This window comes from Pseudarthrobacter sp. Y6 (assembly GCF_050156205.1).
In the GTDB taxonomy this organism is placed as follows: Bacteria; Actinomycetota; Actinomycetes; order Actinomycetales; family Micrococcaceae; genus Arthrobacter.
Window position 1 is genome coordinate 3585618 of record NZ_CP189574.1, and the last position, 17948, is coordinate 3603565.

Genomic DNA, 17948 nt, shown 5'->3' on the forward strand with positions numbered 1-17948 from the left:
GACGCTCACCAAAGCTGCGCACAGCGCCTCGCGATGGAGCCGCCGCGGTACTGCGCCGCCTGCCGGCGCCGGATGAAAGTCCAGGTCACACCGCTGGGCTGGACGGCGGAATGCTCCCGCCACGGGGTGCTTGCACTATGACTGGTGAGGCGCAGCTGGGCCTGATCCAGCGGGACCGCGCGCGGCTGTGGCATCCCTACGCGCCGGCCTCCCCGGACCTTCCGCTGTGGGAGGTCGAGGCGGCCGACGGCGTGCGGCTGCAGCTTCGGGGCGAGGACGGCACACGCCATGAGGTGGTGGATGCGATGTCCTCGTGGTGGTCGGCGATCCACGGCTACCGCCACCCCGTGCTCGACGCCGCCGCGCGGCGGCAGCTGGAGACGTTCAGCCACGTAATGTTCGGCGGCCTCACGCACGCCCCGGCGGTGGAACTGGCCGAGCGGCTCGTGGACATGGCCCCTGGTGCACCCGGAAGGCCGGCCCTGGAGCGGGTGTTCCTGGCGGATTCCGGTTCGGTCGCGGTGGAGGTAGCACTGAAGCTGGCGGTGCAGTTCCAGACCGCGTCCGGGTACCCCCAGCGCCAGCGGTTCCTGAGCATCCGCGGCGGATACCACGGCGACACCTTCGCGGCGATGGGCGTCTGCGATCCCGTGGATGGCATGCACTGCGCCTTCCCCGGCCTGCTGGCGGGCAACGTCTTTGCTCCGCGGCCGCCGGCTGCGGCTTCCGCCACGCCGGAAAGCATCCGGGCGTGGGAATCCGAACTCGAGGAGATCGCTGCTGCGCATTCCGGGGAGCTCGCCGCCATCATCGTCGAACCGGTCCTCCAGGGCGCCGGCGGCATGCACGCCTACCCGGCCGAATGCCTGACAGCGCTCCGGCAGGTGGCGGACCGGCACGGGCTGCTGCTCATCTTCGATGAGATCGCCACCGGTTTTGGGCGTACCGGCGAACTGTTCGCGGCCGATCATGCCGGCGTCGTGCCGGACATCATGTGTGTGGGCAAGGCCCTGACCGGCGGGTACCTGACCCTCGCCGCCACGCTGTGCACAGGCGAGATCGCGGCCATGGTCTCGGCCGGCCGGGCCGGGGCGCTGCTGCACGGCCCCACCTTCATGGGAAACCCGCTGGCGTGCGCGGTGGCCAACGCCAGCCTCGGCATTATCGACGACGGCGGCTGGCGGGCGGATGTTGCCCGGATCAACGCAGGCCTCGTGGCCGGGCTCGCTCCCGCCCGGGAGTTCGGGGCGGTCCGGGATGTCCGCACCATCGGCGCGGTGGGAGTCATTGAACTGCACGACGACGTCGACGTCACCGCGGTCAGCTCCGCAGCCATCCGGCACGGAGTCTGGGTCCGGCCGTTCCGGAACCTCGTCTACACGATGCCTCCCTACATCAGCACCGCTGCGGACATTGACCAGATCACCGCGGGTATGACGGCGGCCGTCGCCCACGTTCATGACGGCGTCGCGGCGCGGTCCGGGGGCGTGGGATGAGCGCCTCGATGATCCGATGGCTTGAGCGCCAGGCCGCGGTCCGGGACCGTAGGGGCCTGGTCCGCCGCCCGCTCCCCCGCGCTGCAGACGAACAGTTCATCGACCTCGCCAGCAACGACTATCTGGGCCTCACGACGGACCCGCGGGTCACCGAGGCAGCCGCGGCGGCAGCGTCGCGGTGGGGTGCCGGCGCCACGTCCTCGCGGCTGGTGGCCGGGACCACCCGGCTGCATCTTGATTTGGAGAATGAACTCGCAAGCCTGGCGGGGATGGAAACGGCGCTCGTGTTCTCCTCCGGCTATCTGGCGAACATCGGTGTGATCACGGCGCTGGGCGGCCCCGGGACCCTGATCGTCGCAGACGAGCACTGCCATGCTTCGATGATCGACGGATTCCGGCTCAGCCGCTCCCGCACCGAATCCTTCGCCCACAACAGCGTGGAGGAAGCCAGCCGCCTGCTGGCCGGACGGCCGGAACCGCGCGCACTCATTGCCGTCGAATCCGTCTACAGCGTCCTCGGTGACGAAGCCCCGCTCGCGGGACTGCTGGCGTTGGCCGAACAGTACGACGCCATGCTGCTCATCGACGAGGCCCACAGCCTCGGAGTCACCGGCGCCGGGGCCTCTCAGGGCCGCGGCTCGGTGGCCGGGACAGCACTCGCAGGGCATCCAAACGTGATCGTGACCGCAACACTGTCCAAAGCCCTGGGCAGCCAAGGCGGAGCGGTCCTCGGGTCACCCCTGCTGCGGGAGCACCTCGTCAACCGGGCCAGGACCTTCAGCTTCGACACCGGCTTGGCGCCGGCCTCCGCCGCAGCTGCCCTCGCCGCGGTGCGGATCATCCGCGACGAACCATGGCGGGCCCAATCCGTCCAAACCAACGCTGCGGCACTGGCCGCCGGGCTCGCCCCGGCCCTTTCAGCCCGCGGCGCTGAGGTCGAGCACGGGGCGGGGGCGGTCCAGTCCATCGCCATGCCGTCCGCCGAATCGGCGTTGGCAGCCGCCGGTGCCGCGCGCGCGGCCGGCGTCCGGATCGGCTGTTTCCGCCCGCCGTCCGTTCCGGACGGCATTTCGAGGCTGCGGCTTACCGCCCGCGCCACCCTGACCCCCGAGCAAATCGAAGACAGCCGCGCAGTGCTGCGCGGCATTTTGGAGGACATTCCATGAACCTGCCCGGCATCATCCTGGTCACCGGAACCGACACCGGAGTCGGCAAGACCATCACGACGGCGGCCCTCGCAGCCGTCCTCCACGGAAGGGGGCGCAGCGTCGCCGTGTACAAGCCCTGCCAGTCCGGGGCCGCCGACGGCGACTCCGACACCACCGAAATTGTCCGGCTCACCGGCGCCGTGACGGCGGAAGCGGGAGTGGTTCTGCAGGAGCCGCTGGCACCTGTCGCCGCTGCCGCCGCCGACGGAACGCAGCTCCCGACGCTGGCTGCGCACGCGGAGAGGATCCGGGAACTCGCCGCGTCCCACGATCATGTCCTGGCTGAAGGCGCGGGCGGGCTGCTGGTGGAGCTGGATGCCGACGGCGGCACGCTCGCTGACCTCGGATCGCTCCTCGCGGCGGCGTTTGTGCTGGTCGCCCGGCCGGCCCTCGGAACCCTGAACCACACCGCGCTGACCCTCGAGGCGCTGGAGGCGCGGGACCAACAGGTCCTTGGCGTGGTGCTCGGAAGCTGGCCCTCCGCCCCTGAGGTCGTGCACCAGAGCAACCGGGAGGTGCTCGAATCGCTGCGGGTGCCACTGCTCGGTGCCCTTCCCGAGCAGGCCTCGGAACTGTCCCCGGAAACTTTCCGTGCCGAAGCAGCAGCGTGGCTGAACGGACTGCCCGCATGAACCCGCTGCTGTCGATGGCCGGATCCGCGGAGTCGATGGGGGGAGGCTCCGGCCAGGCCCGCTGCCCGTACCTTGTGGTGCGTGACCCGGAAGCGGTCCGTGACGTCCTGCAGCGGCCTGCCGACTTCAGCCCTGCGAATGCCCTGGTTGCCGTGACGCCCCTGGAGGGGCCTGCCCTGCGCGTGCTGCAGCGCGTGCGCTTTGCCCTCCCTCCGGTGCTGGCCAGCAACGACACCGGCACGCATGCCGGGACCCGCAAGGTAGTAGCCGGATTCTTCACCCCTGCCACCGTCGCCGGCATGGAACCGCGGATCCGGGAACTGGCCCGGGAAGCGGTACAGAACGCCGCGGACCAGCTCGCCACCTCCGGTCACGTGGATCTCGTCCAGACAGTGGCCGCCTTCCCTCCGGCGGTCGTTATGCTCGAACTCCTCGGGCTGCCTGTGCGGGACCTTCCGGCCCTCAAACGGTGGGGCCTTGACTCCATGGAGCTGTTCTGGGGCTGGCCCGACGAGGACCGGCAACTCGAACTCGCCCACAGCGCCGCCGATTTCTACGTCTGGCTGCGTCAGCTCGTCACGGAATCCATGAAGGCCCCAGGACGCAACCTGGTCAAATCCCTGGCCGAACACGGCCTGTCAATGCCTGAAATTTGCTCGCTGGGCTACTTCCTGCTGATCGCCGGCCAGGAGACAACCACGCAGCTGATCAGCACTACCCTGTTCCGGCTCCTTGAGGGATCCGCGCCCGAAAACTGGCAGGACGCGGCCTCCGAAACGGGCGCCCGGTCCGTGGTCCGGCACATGCTGGCCACCGAATCATCCGTCCCCACCTGGCGTCGTGTGGCAGCCCACGGCACCAACCTCGCCGGCTCGCGGATTCCGGCGGGTACCGAAATCCTCCTCGAACTGACCGGTAACCAGATCACCTCACCGTCCGGCCCCGGGAGCCAGCCGTTACCTGGACAGGCGGACCAGAACGGATCATCCAACCCAGGCCTCGGCTTGGTCTTTGGGTCCGGCATCCACCGCTGCCTCGGAGCCAAGCTCGCCGAACTCGAGGCCGCCGTCATCGTCCAGGAAACCGCCGCCGCACTGCCGGGGATACAACTCCGTGACCCCGAACCCGAATGGATCCGATTCCTGTCATTCCAGGCACCCAAAACGGTCGCCGTTAGGAACAAGCCCTGCTGACAACACGGACTGAATGTTGCGTTGCCCGGAATCTAGGGGTTATTGCGGCCACGACAACTGATGAATAGTTGTTGGTACCGTTGATTGAGGTGAGGTCGAGGTGAGTCGGTTGCAAGTGATGGCGGCATCGGCCGGCCAGGACGCCATTCCTGGAGTTCATCCCCGACTTGGACGTTTACTCACTCCTTAAGCTGCTGGGTTAGTACTTCAAATTCGTCTACGCCAAGAATCTCCATGTGTTGCTCCACAGTGGTCTTGGCGCGGATACGGTCCGCCGCCTGACGGCTGTCGGCAAGTGCGTCCTCGTCGTCCCAAAGGGTGAGCGCGAGTGACGTGTTTTCTTTTCCCAGCAAGTAATAGATACCCAGGCATCCTGGCAGACCAAGCACCTGACGAACGGTTTCTTCTGAAGGCGCACCGGTGCTGTCAGGGGCGGGCCGGTAGGTACTGACGCGAGCGAACATTGTTAATCCTCCGACAGTCGTTCGTGAAGCCTGCACGCCACTCGAGCGGTTGGCGGCAAGCTCGGGGGCTTAGCCTCCTCACACTAGTAAGGACCGGTGCCGGCGGAACCACAAGCTTGGAAAAATCTGATGCATTTCCATTTGGTCGCGCGGCTAACCGAGGCGATCCGTCAGTCGAGCTGCCCTTACTAATTGCCGGACGAGGAAGCCAAAGCCGCGCCATGCCCCATGAGGATGCGCGGGGAGGTTCTCAGCACTTTGCAGGTCAAACTGGCTTCACTTGGTCCGCGGGCGTTGCGTCGGTTGTGTAAATGAAACAGCGATCGAGTGGCTCGATAATGGACCACCGGGCTGCCAGGGTGCTGTGTAGTCAATCCAGCGGCGCTGGGAGGAGTCCCGCGAAGCCGATGGCGAATCGCTGACGATCCGGACTGTCTGGCAGGATGTCAGGAAGGGCGTCGTCGTTTCGGCCATCGGCGCCGACGTCGCACCGGAAACGCTGATTTACCGGACCGTTGTTCCGTCGCACGGACAATGGAGCGCCACCGTCAGTGTGGCGCCTATCATCGAGGGAACGACGCAGCTACGACGATCTGGGCGCACTTCGCATTGAGGATCCTGAACACCCTGATCGGATCGTAGTGGCTGCTGGCGCGCCATGGTTCCTGGCGCTGTTCGGCATGGACTCGCTGTGGGCGTCCCTCATGGCCCTGCCCGTAGATCCTTCCCTGGCCCTTGGCACCATCCAGACGCTGGCCGACCGCCAGGGCAGGGTGGTGAACCCGGTGAGCGAGGAGGAGCCGGGGAAGATGCTGCACGAGGTCAGGCTCGATGTCTCCAGCGGCCTCAGACGATATGACGTGAGGGGTGCAGGTTCTGGGCCCGTCCGGGACCGGCCATTATCGCCGGGGCGGTCCCGCAGCGCCGGCTTGGGTGCAATGGTAGTGCCACATGTGAAGTTTGGGAGGTCCCGGCTTATGTTTGAGCATACTTTCATTGGTCTGGATGTTCACGCGGTCAACGTCGTGGGCCATGCACTGAAGCCGGCCACCGGAGAAATCACCGCCCACACCATGGCCGTTTTCGGTGTTCTGGAAGATCCAGGCGGCGATGAACGGGATGGGGGCGGAGGGCTGGTCCGGTGCTGACAAACCCGGCTGGTGCGCACACGCTCTGTTCCGGCAAGCACGCCGAAGAACTCCGCCGCACCCTTGACACCGGCACCACACTTGGGATTACCTAATGAACATTCGGTAAATAAAGCTGGAGGCAATGACGCATGGCTGAAGCAGCACTCTCCGGGGCCACCCACCCCATCCTGGAAAACGACTACGCCTCCGAATGGATGGGCATCGAAGTCCTCGCCGTCAGCGACGGGCACGCCACCATCCGCATGACACTCCGGCAGGAAATGCTCAATGGCTTCGGCATGGCCCACGGCGGAATGATCTTCGCCTTCGCCGACTCTGCCTTCGCCCTGGCCTGCAATCCGGTCAACCCCACCCCGGAAGAGGCCGACAGCATTACCGTTGCCGCCGGCGTCGACATCAACTTCCTGAAGCCCGCCTACCGCGGCCAGGTCATCACCGCCGTCGCGGACCGCCGTTCCAGCTCGGGACGCAGCGGCCTGTACGACATCCAGATCTTCGCGGCCGACGCCGACGCGCAGCCCGGTTCACTGCCCAGTTCCGGCACACCGGGGGAACTCATTGCCGAGTTCCGCGGACGCAGCCGCACCATCCCCAAGAAGTAGGAAACCATGACCCTCCACGCCTCCGAAACCCCCACACCGCAGTCCACCAACGCAGCCGCCGATCCCGCCACGCTGGACCGCGAAGAAACCATCTCCCGCGACGAACTCGAAGCCCTCCAGCTCACCCGTCTGCAGCACACAGTGGCCTACGCCTATGACCGCGTGCCGCTCTACAAGCGCAAGTTCGACGACGCCGGCATCCACCCCGCGGACCTGCGCGAACTGGGCGATCTGGGAAACTTCCCGTTCACCACCAAGGAAGACCTGCGCGCCGAGTACCCGTTCGGCATGTTCGCCGTGCCGCAGAGCGAAGTAGCCCGCGTGCACGCAAGTTCGGGCACCACGGGCCGGCCCACCGTCGTCGGGTACACCAAACAGGACCTGGCCGACTGGGCCAAACTCGTGGCCCGTTGCCTCCGCGCGTCAGGCGTCCGGCCCGGCATGAAGGTCCACAACGCCTACGGTTACGGCCTGTTCACCGGCGGACTGGGCGCGCACGCCGGCGCCGAAGCACTGGGCTGCACCGTCATCCCGATGTCCGGCGGGCAGACTGAACGCCAGATCCAGCTCATCCAGGATTTCCAGCCTGACGCGATCCTCTGCACTCCCACCTACCTGCTCACCATCGCCGATGCCATGGCGCACATGGGCATCGACCCGACGTCCACCTCCCTCAAGTACGCGGTGCTGGGCGCCGAACCGTGGACGCAGGAGATGCGGCACGAACTCGAAGTCACCATGAACATCAAGGCCTGCGACATCTACGGCCTGTCCGAAGTGATGGGGCCGGGCGTCGCCGGCGAATCGGTGGAAACCCAGGACGGCAGCCACATCTGGGAGGACCACTTCCGCCCCGAAATCATCGACGCCTTCAACCCCGCGGTGGGCAAGGAAAACGTACTGCGCGACGGCGAACACGGCGAACTGGTGTTCACATCGCTCACCAAGGAAGCGCTGCCGATCATCCGCTACCGCACCAAGGACCTCACCCGCCTGCTGCCCGGCACCGCCCGTCCCGCGCACCGCCGGATGGGCCGCATCACCGGCCGCAGCGACGACATGATCATCCTCCGCGGCGTGAACCTGTTCCCGTCCCAGATCGAGGAAATCGCACTGCGCATCCCCGAACTCAGCCCGCACTTCCAGCTCGAACTCACCCGCCCCGAGGGCCAGCGGATGGACCAGCTGACGGTCAAGATCGAACGCCGGGACGCCGTGACCGTGGAGCAGAGTACGACGGCGGCGCGCACCTTGCAGGAACAGATCAAGATCCACGTGGGTTCTTCGTGCGCCGTTGACGTGGTGGAGCCGGGCTCGCTGGAGCGGTCAAACGGCAAACTGCGCCGGATCTACGACCTGCGGCCCAAGACATAGTCCGTCACCAAGACCGAGCTGCGCGAACTGGCACACGCGTTAGCCATGGGCCTGCTCCCCACCTACGAATCCGTAGGGATCCTGGCCCCGGTCCTCCTGACCGTTCTGCGGTTCATCCAGGGCTTCGCGACCTCACCCTGGAGGAAAACGCCAGCTAAGCGCGAACGGACACTTGAGGCCCCAGCCCTCCCGTCCAACCCTGCTCCAGACAGGCGGCGGCCCACCACGGTGGGCCGCCGCTTTTGTCTGCCGAATGTCCGTGGGCTGCGCCGCTACAGGGATTACCGAACGTTCATGGGAAAATAGCGGGTATGCCCACTACAGCAGCCCCCAACAAGCGCGGCCGTCCCGGTTACGACCAGCAGTCAGTGCTGCTCATCGCCGTCGACGTCTTCAACCGGCACGGCTACGACGCCACCTCCATGGGCATCCTCGCCGAGAACCTGGGCATCTCAAAATCGGCCATCTACCACCACGTGCCGTCCAAGGGCGACCTCCTGAAGCTCGCGCTCGATCATGCGCTGGGCGGCCTGGAATCAATCCTCGAACAGCCCGGGGCGCAAAGCGGCGCGGCGGATGCACGGCTGGAGTTTGTGCTGCGGCAGACCGTGGCGGTACTGGTGGAGCGTCTGCCGTTTGTCACGCTGCTCCTGCGGTTGCGGGGCAATACTGACATTGAGCGCGACGCCCTTGAACGCCGTCGCGCGTTTGATCACGAGGTGGCCGCCCTGATTTCCGCGGCCCGCGACGAAGGCTCGCTGCGCCAGGACATCGATCCCCGCACCGTCACGCGCCTGCTGTTCGGCACCATCAACTCAATCGTGGAATGGTACAAGCCGGGCGGCTCCCTCACGCCGGAAAAACTGGCCGACGACGTCATCACCATCGCGTTCGAAGGGCTCCACGCGCAGGCCTGACAGGGACGGTGGTTGAGCCTGCCGAAGCCATTGGGATCTCGATGCTCCTATGGTTGTCAAGCGGCTTGTTGAAGGGTTTGGTGGCGTTGTTGGATCTTGATGAGGATGGGATGAATTTCGCGGCAGACGTAGCGTTTGAGTAGCCGCATGGCCTCGCGTTTACTCTTCCCTCGGGCCAGGGATTTGGTCATGTAGTCCTTGGTGGCTTGATGGCCTTTCAAACGGCTGACAATGATGCGGTGGAGGGCGGCGTTGCCTTGCCGGTTTCCTCCCCGGTTCAGCCGGTTTCTGTTCGTTTTCCCGGAGGACGCGGGGATCGGAGCTGCGCCGCAGAGGTGGGCGAGAGCTGATTCGCTGGTGATCCTGTCAACGTTCTCCCCGGTCACGGTCAGTAGGGCCGCAGCAACGTCGGGACCGACGCCGTGGACGGCCAGAAGCTCCGGGGCGTAGTCCTTGACCAATGCCTCGTAGTCCTTCAGCAGGGCGGCGGCTTCGGCCTGCAGCGCCAGGTGCCTGTTCCCGAGTGCTTTCAGGGCCGTCTTGCTGTGTTGGGTCACCAGGTCATCAGTCTTGAGCGCGCGCAGGCCCGTGCAGGCACGGGAAAGCGGCTTGCCCGTCAGGCCGGCCAGCTTCTCACGCAACGTGTCCGGGGCGGAGACCAGCAGGCCCTTGAGCTGGTTCATCGTTTCGGTGCTCTGCTTGATGACCAGCCGCTTGGTGGTGTGCAGGACCCGGATCGCCTCGACGTGGCCCTCACGGGTCTTCGGGACCGTCGTGGCGCGTTGGGCGAGCACGGCCCGGGCCGCGGAATACGCATCAATCTTGTCCGTCTTGCCCCGCAAACGCCGCTCCTGCTTATCCGGGGCAATGACGTCAACGACCTCGATGCCGGCAACCCGGAATCGTTTGGTCAGCCCGGCACCATAGGAACCCGTCCCTTCCACGCCGGCCCGCAGGACCTGCCCGTGACCGGCCACCCAGTCCAGCATCTCCCCGTACCCGGCCTGGGTCGCCGGGAACCGGCGGTCAGCGACCGCTGCACCCAACGTGGTGATGACGGCAACGTGGTGGAAGTCCTTATGGGTGTCCACACCAATGATGATTTTATGAATGTTTTCCGGCATGCTGGAAGAAGCCCTTTCGTGAGGGTCAGCGTTCAGGAATGCCAACAGACAAGTCAGTAACGGGACTGGAGTCAGGCTCCTATTAAGTCATGCACGGCATTCCTGAACGCATCACTAATTAGTGACGGGGACCAGGCCGGCCGACGCATCGAAATAAAGACAGCCAAAGCGTCAGACAGGCTCTGAGTCAGACCAACCCGACCCCCACATCAATCATTACTGACAGGCTCAACCACCCCTCGTCGGGACGTGCCCTCAGCAAGTCGCAGGTGACCTCATGCCAGACCAACAAAGTGGTCCCCAACCAAGCTGCCAGTGCGTCCTGTTGCGCTATATACAACTTATCCATCGAATGCTATGGTCTGTTTCCATACCACTTCGAAGGGGACAACTCATGCGCCGTATAGTCCGACTAACCGCCATCGTTGCGGCCTCTCTTGTCGCCCAAATGGCATTGGCCGGTTGCGCTGCCACCCCTGGAAGCGGCGCATCGACGGTCACGGAATGTCGCCAGCTCAGCCCGGGCCTGCCATGGTTCGGGAACATTCGCGAACGGTTGCAGACGACGATCGACGCACACAGCAGCTGCACCGGCACGTTTTCAGGCGGACGGGCGCCGGTGGCGATCTTTGACTGGGACAACACGGTTGTCAAGAACGACATAGGGTACGGGACGAACTTCTGGATGTTGCGTAACGATAAGGTTCTTCAGCCTGCCAACAAGGATTGGAAAACGACCGACCGCTATCTCACCGATGCGGCGGCCGTCGCTTTGAGCGCCGCCTGTGGTAGCGAGACTCCTGCAGGCCGGCCGCTGAAGACAAGCACTGATGCCGAGTGTGCGGACGAGATCGTTGCAGTCCTAGATGACACAACGCGCGCTGGTGAACCCGCCTTTGCAGGCTTCGACGCACGCCGCATGACGGGGGCATATTCCTGGGGGGCGGCCTTGTCTGCCGGTTACACCGCGGAGGATTTGGAGGGATTCGCTGCCGCGATGAAACAGGAGAACTTGGGAGCCCCGGAGGGCGCGACGCAGACTGTCGGGACGAAACAGGTGGACGGATACATCCGGGTGTATCAGCAAATCAAGGACCTCATCGGCACCCTGCAGGCTCACGGTGTTCAGACTTGGGTGGTTTCAGCATCGCCGGAACCAATTGTCAAGGTGTGGGCCGAGGAGGTCGGGATCGACGCTGCGCATATCGTCGGTGTACGAAGCGTTTATGAAAACGGCATCCAGACACCTCATCTGGAGGGCTGCGGGGGAGTGCCTGACGGCGACGATTCTGTCATGACCTACATCGACGGGAAGCGCTGCTGGGCAAACCAGGTGATCTTCGGAGTCGAAGGGCCCGCGGCATTTGAGCAGCTTCCGGCGGAGCACCGTCAGATACTCTCTGCGGGTGACTCTGTCACCGACGTCACCTTTGTGGGTGACGCCACCGAGGCCCGCCTCGTTATCAACCGCAACAAGGCCGAGCTCATGTGCCGTGCGTACGATAATGACGACGGCAAATGGCTGGTGACGCCGATGTTCATAGATCCCAAACCCCAGCGAACCGATCCTTACGCTTGCTCTACGAAGGCTTACACCAACCCCAACAACAGCCCAGGGCCGGTAAAACGGGTAGACGGCAGTGTGATTCCAGACCAGACAGACACTGCTCACTGATCAGCCGGATCTTGGGACGGTGAACCGTAGCCAATAAAGAAGCAACTAAAGATGTAGGCAAGGCGGACTCGCCCACGAGGGGGCGTCCCGCAGGCCGGGACGCCCCCTCATGGTGTGGCGCGGGTCAGAGTAACGCAGGTCAGAGCTGGTACTCGGCCTGCATACCCAACGTCTCGTGAACGCAGAGTATGTTGTGCTCCGTGTCCATGAACCAGGCGCACTTCTCGGAGTCCTTAGTGCAGATGTGGTTCTCGGTCTTCAGGTTGGGCAGGTCATAGTCCTGGAACCGGACGCCCTTGGCCTCCATGTCCTGCACGATCCGCTCAATGTCACGCACCTCGAAACTGAGGGCGGTGTGCTCGGAGTGTTTCCCGTCCGAGACTGGCAACAACTGCAGCATCGGGCCGCCGTCGCTACCGAGTAATTCGCTTCCATCGTCTGTCATTCCGCGGTGCGGGAGGCCCAGTTTTTCGGTGTAGAAACTGCGGGCGCGCGCTGCATCATCGACGGGCAGGATGGTTGTGGCTGTGTTCAGGGCTAGGTTCATTTGGCCACCTCCTACGGTGGAAATTTTACGCCTGAGCGGCGTCGAAAGATCTCCCGCAGGCGGGTTTCGACGGACTCAACCACCGGGCCCTGGTTTCGACAGACTTAACCACCGGGCCTACTTTTCGACGAGGGTGAGGACGTCGTAGGTGGCCACGATGTCGTCGTTCTGGTTGGTCAGGAGCGCGTCCCAGGCCACCTCGCCGTACTCGTCGGTTTCGCGCGGGGTGATCTTCTTGGCAGTGAGGGTGACCCGGATGGAATCGCCGGCAGCCACAGGTGTGATGAAGCGGAGGTTCTCCAGGCCGTAGTTGGCCAGGACCGGACCCGGCGCCGGCTCCACGAACAGCCCGGCGGCCCAGCTCAGCAGCAAATAGCCATGCGCCACGATGCCCGGGAAGAACGGGTTGGCTTCGGCCGCTTCCTGGTTGGTGTGCGCATAGAAGGTATCGCCCGTGGAGTTCGCGAACGCCGTGATGTCCGCCAGGGACACTTCCCGCAGGCCGGACCGGACGGCGTCGCCGATCCTTAAAGTCGCCAGCGACTTCCGGAACGGGTGCGTCCCCTCGGCCTCCACTGTGAAGTTCCGGTCCGCCCCGGTGTGCCATAGGCCGGTAACGGCGGTGAGCATGTTGGGCGAACCCTGGATGGCGGTGCGCTGCATATGGTGCATGACCGAGCGGATGCCGCCCAGCTCCTCGCCGCCGCCGGCCCGGCCTGGACCGCCGTGGACCAGGTGCGGCACGGGTGAGCCATGCCCGGTGGAACTGCGGGCGTCCTCGCGGTTGAGCATCAGGACACGGCCGTGGTGCGCGGCGATCCCGGTGACGAGTTCGCGGGCAACGGCAGGATCGTTCGTGCACACCGATGCCACGAGGGAGCCGCCACCCCGGGCGGCGAGGCGGACGGCGTCGGGCAGGTCCTTGTAACCGATCACGGAGGCCACCGGTCCGAACGCCTCCAGCGAGTGGATCGCGTCAGCCTCCGCGTCAGCCCAGCTCAGCACCAACGGCGACATAAAGGCGCCGGCATCCACTACGCCCGTGGCACCGCTGGCTGACGTCGACGACGGCGAATCGAGCGTTCCGTACGCGAGCTCACCGCCGGCGTCGAGCATTGACTGCACTGCGGCACGGACGTCAGCGAGCTGCTCGAGCGACGCCAAAGCGCCCATGGTGACACCCTCGGCGCGGGGATCCCCCAGCACCACACGCTCGTCCACGCGCTTGCCGATCGCGGCGATCACCGCCGGCACCAGCTCCTGCGGGACGATGGCGCGGCGGATGGACGTGCACTTCTGGCCCGCCTTGACCGTCATTTCGGTGACCACGGACTTGATGAAGGCGTCGAATTCCGGGGTGCCCTCCACCGCGTCCGGACCAAGAATGGCGGCGTTGAGGGAGTCCGTTTCGGACGTGAACCGGACGCCGCCCTGCACCACGTTGGGATGCGATTTCAGGGACAGCGCGGTGGACGCGGAGCCGGTGAAAGCCACCAGGTCGCGGTAGTCCAGCACGTCCAGGAGGCCGCGGACGGAGCCGGAAATCAGCTGCAGCGAGCCCTTCGGCAGGATATTGGATTCGATGATCGCCTTCACCACGGCCGCGGCCACGTACCCGGTGGGGGTGGCCGGCTTGACGATCGTTGGGACCCCGGCGATGAAGGCGGGCGCAAGTTTCTCCAGCATGCCCCAGACCGGGAAGTTGAACGCGTTGATCTGCACGGCAACGCCGGGGATGCGCGTGTAGATGTGCTCGGCCACGAACGAACCGTCCTTGGACAGCACCTCCATGGGGCCGTCCACCACCACCTGCGAGTTGGGCAGCTCGCGCCGGCCCTTAGAACCGAACGTGAAGAGGACGCCGATGCCGCCGTCGATGTCGATCATCGAGTCGATCTTGGTGGCACCGGTCTGGGCCGAAAACGTGTAGAAGTGCTCGCGCCGGGCGTTCAGGTACTGCGCCAGCTCCTTGAGCTTCAGCGCGCGCTGGTGGAAGGTCAGCTTGCCCAGTTCGGACTGTCCCGTGGTGCGGCCGTAATCCACGACGGCGGCAAGGTCCAGGCCGTCGGTGCTCACCTTGGCCAGGACTTCCCCGGTGCTCGCATCCCGCACGGGGACGGCGGAAGCTGCCGAACCGGCGTCGGGAGTCCACCAGGAGTCCTGCACAAAACTGGGGACGGTCTCTACGGTGTCGACTGTGGCTTCAGCGGTTGCGGTGGTGGTCATCGTTGACGGGTCCTTCCAACACGGGGACAGAACGCGGCCAGGGCTTTACTGACCGTCCGTTCGGTAATATGTCTACAGTACATGACTGTGCTGTACTGCACACTGGAAGTTCAGCCTCGCCAAAGGAGACCCATGACCGCCCTATCCCCGGACGCCGCTGCGCGGGACACCACCCCGGACGCCACCCCGTGGAAGATCGTCCTCGGCGAGCTCGACGAGAAGATGGGCGTGAAAATCCTCGAGGAATCGGTCGAGCGCGTGGTGGCGACGATGCCTGTGGAGGGCAACAGGCAGTCGTTCGGGTTGCTGCACGGCGGCGCGTCCCTGGCGGTGGGCGAGGCTGTGGGCTCCTGGGCGGCAGTGATCCACGCCAGCACGTTGGGGAAAACTGCCGTGGGAGTGGACGTCTCCGCGACGCACCACCGCTCCGCGCGCGAGGGCCAGATCACCATCACCGCCACGCCCATCCATCTCGGCGGCACCCTGACCACCCACGAGGTCCTGATCACCAACGACGCCGGCCAGCGCCTCTGCACGCTGCGCATCACCAACTTGCTGATGGATCGGAAGCGCTAGGAATAGCCCCCTCACCCACCCCCGGTTGCCCTATCACTTAACGTCGCCATTCCTCGCCGATGACGACGTTAAGTGAGAGATCAAGTTGGGGTGGGGCGCTGCCGCTTCCGCCGTCGGGCCAAAGCCAGCAACACACCGCCGACGGCGAGCGCCCCAGCAGCGAGGCTGGCGAACAGAATCAGCCTGGATGCACCGGTGTTGGCCAGGCTTGCCGCCCCGCTGTCACCCAGCGGACGTACGACGGCGGCGCTGTTACCTGCCGGAGGCACCGCACCGTTCGCGGCTGGTACTTCAGCCGGGGGCGGGGCGTCGAGGGCGAACGACGCAACGGCCGGGGCAGACACGACTCCGTCAACAGCCTGCGTGACTGAGAACGCGTGTGTGCCAAGGGCCAATCCGGCGGGGAACGGCACGCTCCACTGTCCGCCGGCCACCAGGACCCACGGAGCCACGGCACGCGCAGCGGACCTCGACCCGGCTCCGCCACCACCTGGCGCGCCGGTCAGGGGAACCCCGTCAACGGACACGGTCACCTCCGCGCCACTGACTCCGCTTCCTGAAATGGCTGCCGGAAGGTCGTCCTGCCGGAGGTGCTGGCCGTCGGAGATGCTGGATACGGCAGGGGCCGGCGGGATGAGGGTAAACGTTACCGATGCGGGGGCACTGTCCGCTGTCCGCGGGGAGGACAGCACAGCCTCCGCCGTCACCTTGCCAAAGACTGCGGGGCCTGTGAGGAGAACCGTCCATTTTCCATCGAGTCCCACACTCCCCGAACCCGCGACGTTGCCCGAGAGTGTCACAATGGCCCCGGGCATTCCGGTGCCCTCAAGGCTCTTCAGCTCGGTCAACCGTGCTGTTGCCGGCGTCGTGATTGTCGGTGCAGCCAGCGGCGACGGTGCCACCACCACGGAAAGTGAAGCGGCGCCGGAGCGGCTGAAGCCGTTCACGGTTTCCGCCGTGAATGTCAAGGAGCCGGCTGGCAGTGGCGCCGGGAAGGACCAGTTGCCGCTGGCGTCCACCGGTACCTCGAGGGGCTGCTGCCCCGCAACCGTGATCCTGACCTTTGAACCCGCAGCGACGACCGACGCAGGAGCGGCGGCAATCCTCCCGGTGATGCTCGTGCCGGCTTTGAAAGTCAGATCCGCGGGTGCGGCGAGTTCGGGCTTGTTCAGGAACAACTGGAGCTGGACTCCGCCGGGGATGCTGGTCACAGAGTCCTCGAGGGTGGCGGCAATGGCTCGGGTCTGTACGCCATTCAGAGTTTCGGCCCCGGTATGCGTGCCGACGGCAAAGTTGCCACTGATCCAGGGGCCGCCGGAATCGCCGCCCGCTGACTTCACTGACGTGGAATCGAAGGCTCGGACAGGCCGGAGGTCGTTGTCATAATTCGGCGGGACGCTCTTTGACCCCGGCATCATCCAGATGCCGACTGCATCAACGGTGCCGCACTTCCATCCTGATGTCCGCCCGGACCTGCACACGTCTTGGCCCTGGAAGGGCGCCGCGATCCCCACAATCTTGACGGCGCCCTGGCCCGGGGCACTGGGCTTGTCCCATTTGGTGGCGGCCGCCTGCAGGTTGAGCCCGGGGGCGATGTCCTGGATGACGGCGATATCGGTGCCGCCATTGGATCGGTCCGCCGTGGCTGCCGAGTTGTTCGGGCCACCAAACTGGCTGAACCCGAAGCTGCCGAGCGGCGCGAGCGGGGGCAACGCTTGAGGTGTCGGAGTATTGGAGCCGCTTGCCGGAGCCCAGGCGAGGGGCTCAAGTGCTGCAGCTTTGGCCAAGCCGTCTTCGGCGCAATGTCCGGCGGTCAGGACCAGCGGCAGACCGGAGGGGCTGAACGCTCCGAAGCCCGCCGAGCATCTGGCCATGTTATCGATGAAGTACCCCTGGCCGCCGAAGATGTCGTCTTCGGTTTTGACGGCGGCGCCCTTTTCAAGCTGGACGTTGGCGTAACGTGCCACGAACTGCGCGGGCGTCAACTTGCCGGCCGCGGACGGCGCGGGCGCGGACGCTGCTGGGGAGGCGGCCGCTGGGAACGGCTGACTGCCCAGGTTGGCGGTGCCCTCTGATTCCGGGGTGTTGACAGAACCGGTGCGGATGACAAATTGACCATCGGTGTAGGCAACGGCCTGAAGGCCTTGGGTGCCGACGTCACGGACGTAGGCCTGGAACAACTGATCTATGTTCCCCGCGACCAACTCGGGCGTTGATGGAGCGGGAGTGGACGGAGCTGTGGTGGGGACGGCGGTAGGGGCGGCCGTGCCGAGAGGTGTGGCAGCTGCCGTTTGGGGAACGGGCGTGGCAGCAACGGGCGTTGACGATGCCACCAGCACAAAGTTTGCAGGGCCGGGTTGGTTCAGCTCATCCACCCTGGCCTGCAGTTCGGGGCCAGCGCCTTCAACCATGATCTTGCCGGCTTTCAGGCTGATGCCTACGAAGCCAGGGAGCCCAGTCAGGGAAGGGGCGGCGTCGGCTGCCCGGCGTCCCAGTTCCCCGGCGGCGTTGAATTCCGCCAGGCTCATGCCGAGATCACGACGGACCGCTACAGCTAGGCCTGCATCGGAGGGGCCGGCCGCCGGTACGGCGCCTGCTGGAACGGCAGAAACCGGGACCTCGGCACTGCTAAGGGGCGCGCCGTTGGTTCCGGCACTATCCGGCGTCGGGCTTTCGGAGCCGGCCGTATCCGGGAAGGCCACGGCTGGAACGGCACCGAATCCCAGCGCCAGAGCCATCCCAGCTGTCGTTCCTGCAGCAAAA

The 17948-nt window shown here is 65.5% G+C and carries 14 protein-coding genes and 1 pseudogene; 10 read left to right on the plus strand and 5 right to left on the minus strand.

Going from position 1 to position 17948, the window contains the following annotated elements:
- The first annotated feature begins 137 nt into the window (after positions 1 to 137).
- From ACQCSW_RS17205 to ACQCSW_RS17220, 4 genes are read left to right on the plus strand one after another with little or no spacing between them, the layout of a single operon-like run.
- Entirely contained in the window at positions 138 to 1496 is a 1359-nt protein-coding gene (locus ACQCSW_RS17205; RefSeq protein WP_426987799.1) for an adenosylmethionine--8-amino-7-oxononanoate transaminase, read from the plus strand.
- Positions 1497 to 1504: 8 nt separating this feature from the next.
- Positions 1505 to 2662, plus strand: coding sequence for an 8-amino-7-oxononanoate synthase (locus ACQCSW_RS17210; protein ID WP_426987801.1), 1158 nt, complete (start codon positions 1505 to 1507; stop codon positions 2660 to 2662).
- Positions 2659 to 3336: a dethiobiotin synthase gene (bioD, locus tag ACQCSW_RS17215; protein ID WP_426987803.1), complete on the plus strand. Its 678-nt coding sequence runs from the start codon at positions 2659 to 2661 to the stop codon at positions 3334 to 3336. Before ACQCSW_RS17210 ends, bioD begins: the two co-directional genes overlap by 4 nt.
- Positions 3337 to 3350: 14 nt before the next feature.
- Positions 3351 to 4529 (plus strand): cytochrome P450, encoded by a 1179-nt coding sequence (locus tag ACQCSW_RS17220; protein WP_426990724.1) that lies wholly within the window; start codon positions 3351 to 3353, stop codon positions 4527 to 4529.
- Positions 4530 to 4708: 179 nt separating this feature from the next.
- On the opposite strand, the gene ACQCSW_RS17225 is transcribed toward ACQCSW_RS17220, so the two are convergent.
- Positions 4709 to 4993: a hypothetical protein gene (locus ACQCSW_RS17225; protein ID WP_354252293.1), complete on the minus strand. Its 285-nt coding sequence runs from the start codon at positions 4991 to 4993 to the stop codon at positions 4709 to 4711.
- A 373-nt stretch (positions 4994 to 5366) separates the two neighbouring features.
- Between ACQCSW_RS17225 and ACQCSW_RS17230 the strand changes: the two are divergent.
- The 4 genes and pseudogenes from ACQCSW_RS17230 to ACQCSW_RS17245 all read left to right on the plus strand — a co-directional run.
- Positions 5367 to 5841: pseudogene (locus ACQCSW_RS17230) on the plus strand (glycogen debranching N-terminal domain-containing protein); the annotation flags it as partial.
- A gap of 431 nt (positions 5842 to 6272) precedes the next feature.
- Entirely contained in the window at positions 6273 to 6746 is a 474-nt protein-coding gene (locus ACQCSW_RS17235) for a hotdog fold thioesterase (protein ID WP_354252294.1), read from the plus strand.
- A gap of 6 nt (positions 6747 to 6752) precedes the next feature.
- Positions 6753 to 8120, plus strand: a complete 1368-nt coding sequence (gene paaK / locus ACQCSW_RS17240) for a phenylacetate--CoA ligase PaaK (protein ID WP_426987806.1) — start codon at positions 6753 to 6755, stop codon at positions 8118 to 8120.
- 311 nt (positions 8121 to 8431) lie between these two features.
- Positions 8432 to 9037, plus strand: a complete 606-nt coding sequence (locus ACQCSW_RS17245; RefSeq protein WP_354252296.1) for a TetR/AcrR family transcriptional regulator — start codon at positions 8432 to 8434, stop codon at positions 9035 to 9037.
- 56 nt (positions 9038 to 9093) lie between these two features.
- Here the strand turns inward: ACQCSW_RS17245 and ACQCSW_RS17250 are convergent, their stop codons facing one another.
- The gene (locus tag ACQCSW_RS17250) at positions 9094 to 10161 is read right to left on the minus strand and encodes an IS110 family transposase (protein ID WP_426987808.1); all 1068 of its coding nucleotides are present in this window, start codon (positions 10159 to 10161) and stop codon (positions 9094 to 9096) included.
- Between the two features lie 394 nt (positions 10162 to 10555).
- Between ACQCSW_RS17250 and ACQCSW_RS17255 the strand changes: the two genes are divergently transcribed.
- A complete protein-coding gene (locus ACQCSW_RS17255) occupies positions 10556 to 11836 on the plus strand; it encodes a haloacid dehalogenase-like hydrolase (RefSeq protein WP_426987810.1) in 1281 nt (426 codons plus the stop codon).
- 139 nt (positions 11837 to 11975) lie between these two features.
- Here ACQCSW_RS17255 and ACQCSW_RS17260 read toward each other — a convergent pair whose 3' ends face one another.
- Positions 11976 to 12383 carry a VOC family protein gene (locus tag ACQCSW_RS17260; protein ID WP_426987812.1) on the minus strand — a complete coding sequence of 136 codons (408 nt, stop codon included), beginning with the start codon at positions 12381 to 12383 and terminating at the stop codon, positions 11976 to 11978.
- Positions 12384 to 12500: 117 nt separating this feature from the next.
- Positions 12501 to 14609, minus strand: a complete 2109-nt coding sequence (paaZ, locus tag ACQCSW_RS17265; RefSeq protein WP_426987814.1) for a phenylacetic acid degradation bifunctional protein PaaZ — start codon at positions 14607 to 14609, stop codon at positions 12501 to 12503.
- A gap of 132 nt (positions 14610 to 14741) precedes the next feature.
- Between paaZ and ACQCSW_RS17270 the strand changes: the two genes are divergently transcribed.
- The gene (locus ACQCSW_RS17270; protein ID WP_426987816.1) at positions 14742 to 15185 is read left to right on the plus strand and encodes a PaaI family thioesterase; all 444 of its coding nucleotides are present in this window, start codon (positions 14742 to 14744) and stop codon (positions 15183 to 15185) included.
- Between the two features lie 80 nt (positions 15186 to 15265).
- Here the strand turns inward: ACQCSW_RS17270 and ACQCSW_RS17275 are convergent, their stop codons facing one another.
- On the minus strand, positions 15266 to 17923 hold the full coding sequence (locus tag ACQCSW_RS17275) for a S1 family peptidase (RefSeq protein ID WP_426987818.1): 2658 nt from the start codon (positions 17921 to 17923) through the stop codon (positions 15266 to 15268).
- Between the last annotated feature and the right edge of the window lie 25 nt (positions 17924 to 17948).

Excerpts from the sequence above, each read along its gene's own strand:
- ACQCSW_RS17270 (WP_426987816.1), top strand. The coding sequence starts at position 14,742 with ATGACCGCCCTATCCCCGGACGCCGCTGCGCGGGACACCACCCCGGAC.
- ACQCSW_RS17250 (WP_426987808.1), bottom strand. The coding sequence starts at position 10,161 with ATGCCGGAAAACATTCATAAAATCATCATTGGTGTGGACACCCATAAG.
- ACQCSW_RS17205 (WP_426987799.1), top strand. The coding sequence starts at position 138 with ATGACTGGTGAGGCGCAGCTGGGCCTGATCCAGCGGGACCGCGCGCGG.
- ACQCSW_RS17220 (WP_426990724.1), top strand. The coding sequence starts at position 3,351 with ATGGCCGGATCCGCGGAGTCGATGGGGGGAGGCTCCGGCCAGGCCCGC.
- ACQCSW_RS17260 (WP_426987812.1), bottom strand. The coding sequence starts at position 12,383 with ATGAACCTAGCCCTGAACACAGCCACAACCATCCTGCCCGTCGATGAT.
- ACQCSW_RS17235 (WP_354252294.1), top strand. The coding sequence starts at position 6,273 with ATGGCTGAAGCAGCACTCTCCGGGGCCACCCACCCCATCCTGGAAAAC.
- bioD (WP_426987803.1), top strand. The coding sequence starts at position 2,659 with ATGAACCTGCCCGGCATCATCCTGGTCACCGGAACCGACACCGGAGTC.
- ACQCSW_RS17210 (WP_426987801.1), top strand. The coding sequence starts at position 1,505 with ATGATCCGATGGCTTGAGCGCCAGGCCGCGGTCCGGGACCGTAGGGGC.
- paaK (WP_426987806.1), top strand. The coding sequence starts at position 6,753 with ATGACCCTCCACGCCTCCGAAACCCCCACACCGCAGTCCACCAACGCA.
- ACQCSW_RS17245 (WP_354252296.1), top strand. The coding sequence starts at position 8,432 with ATGCCCACTACAGCAGCCCCCAACAAGCGCGGCCGTCCCGGTTACGAC.
- ACQCSW_RS17275 (WP_426987818.1), bottom strand. The coding sequence starts at position 17,923 with ATGGCTCTGGCGCTGGGATTCGGTGCCGTTCCAGCCGTGGCCTTCCCG.
- paaZ (WP_426987814.1), bottom strand. The coding sequence starts at position 14,609 with ATGACCACCACCGCAACCGCTGAAGCCACAGTCGACACCGTAGAGACC.
- ACQCSW_RS17255 (WP_426987810.1), top strand. The coding sequence starts at position 10,556 with ATGCGCCGTATAGTCCGACTAACCGCCATCGTTGCGGCCTCTCTTGTC.
- ACQCSW_RS17225 (WP_354252293.1), bottom strand. The coding sequence starts at position 4,993 with ATGTTCGCTCGCGTCAGTACCTACCGGCCCGCCCCTGACAGCACCGGT.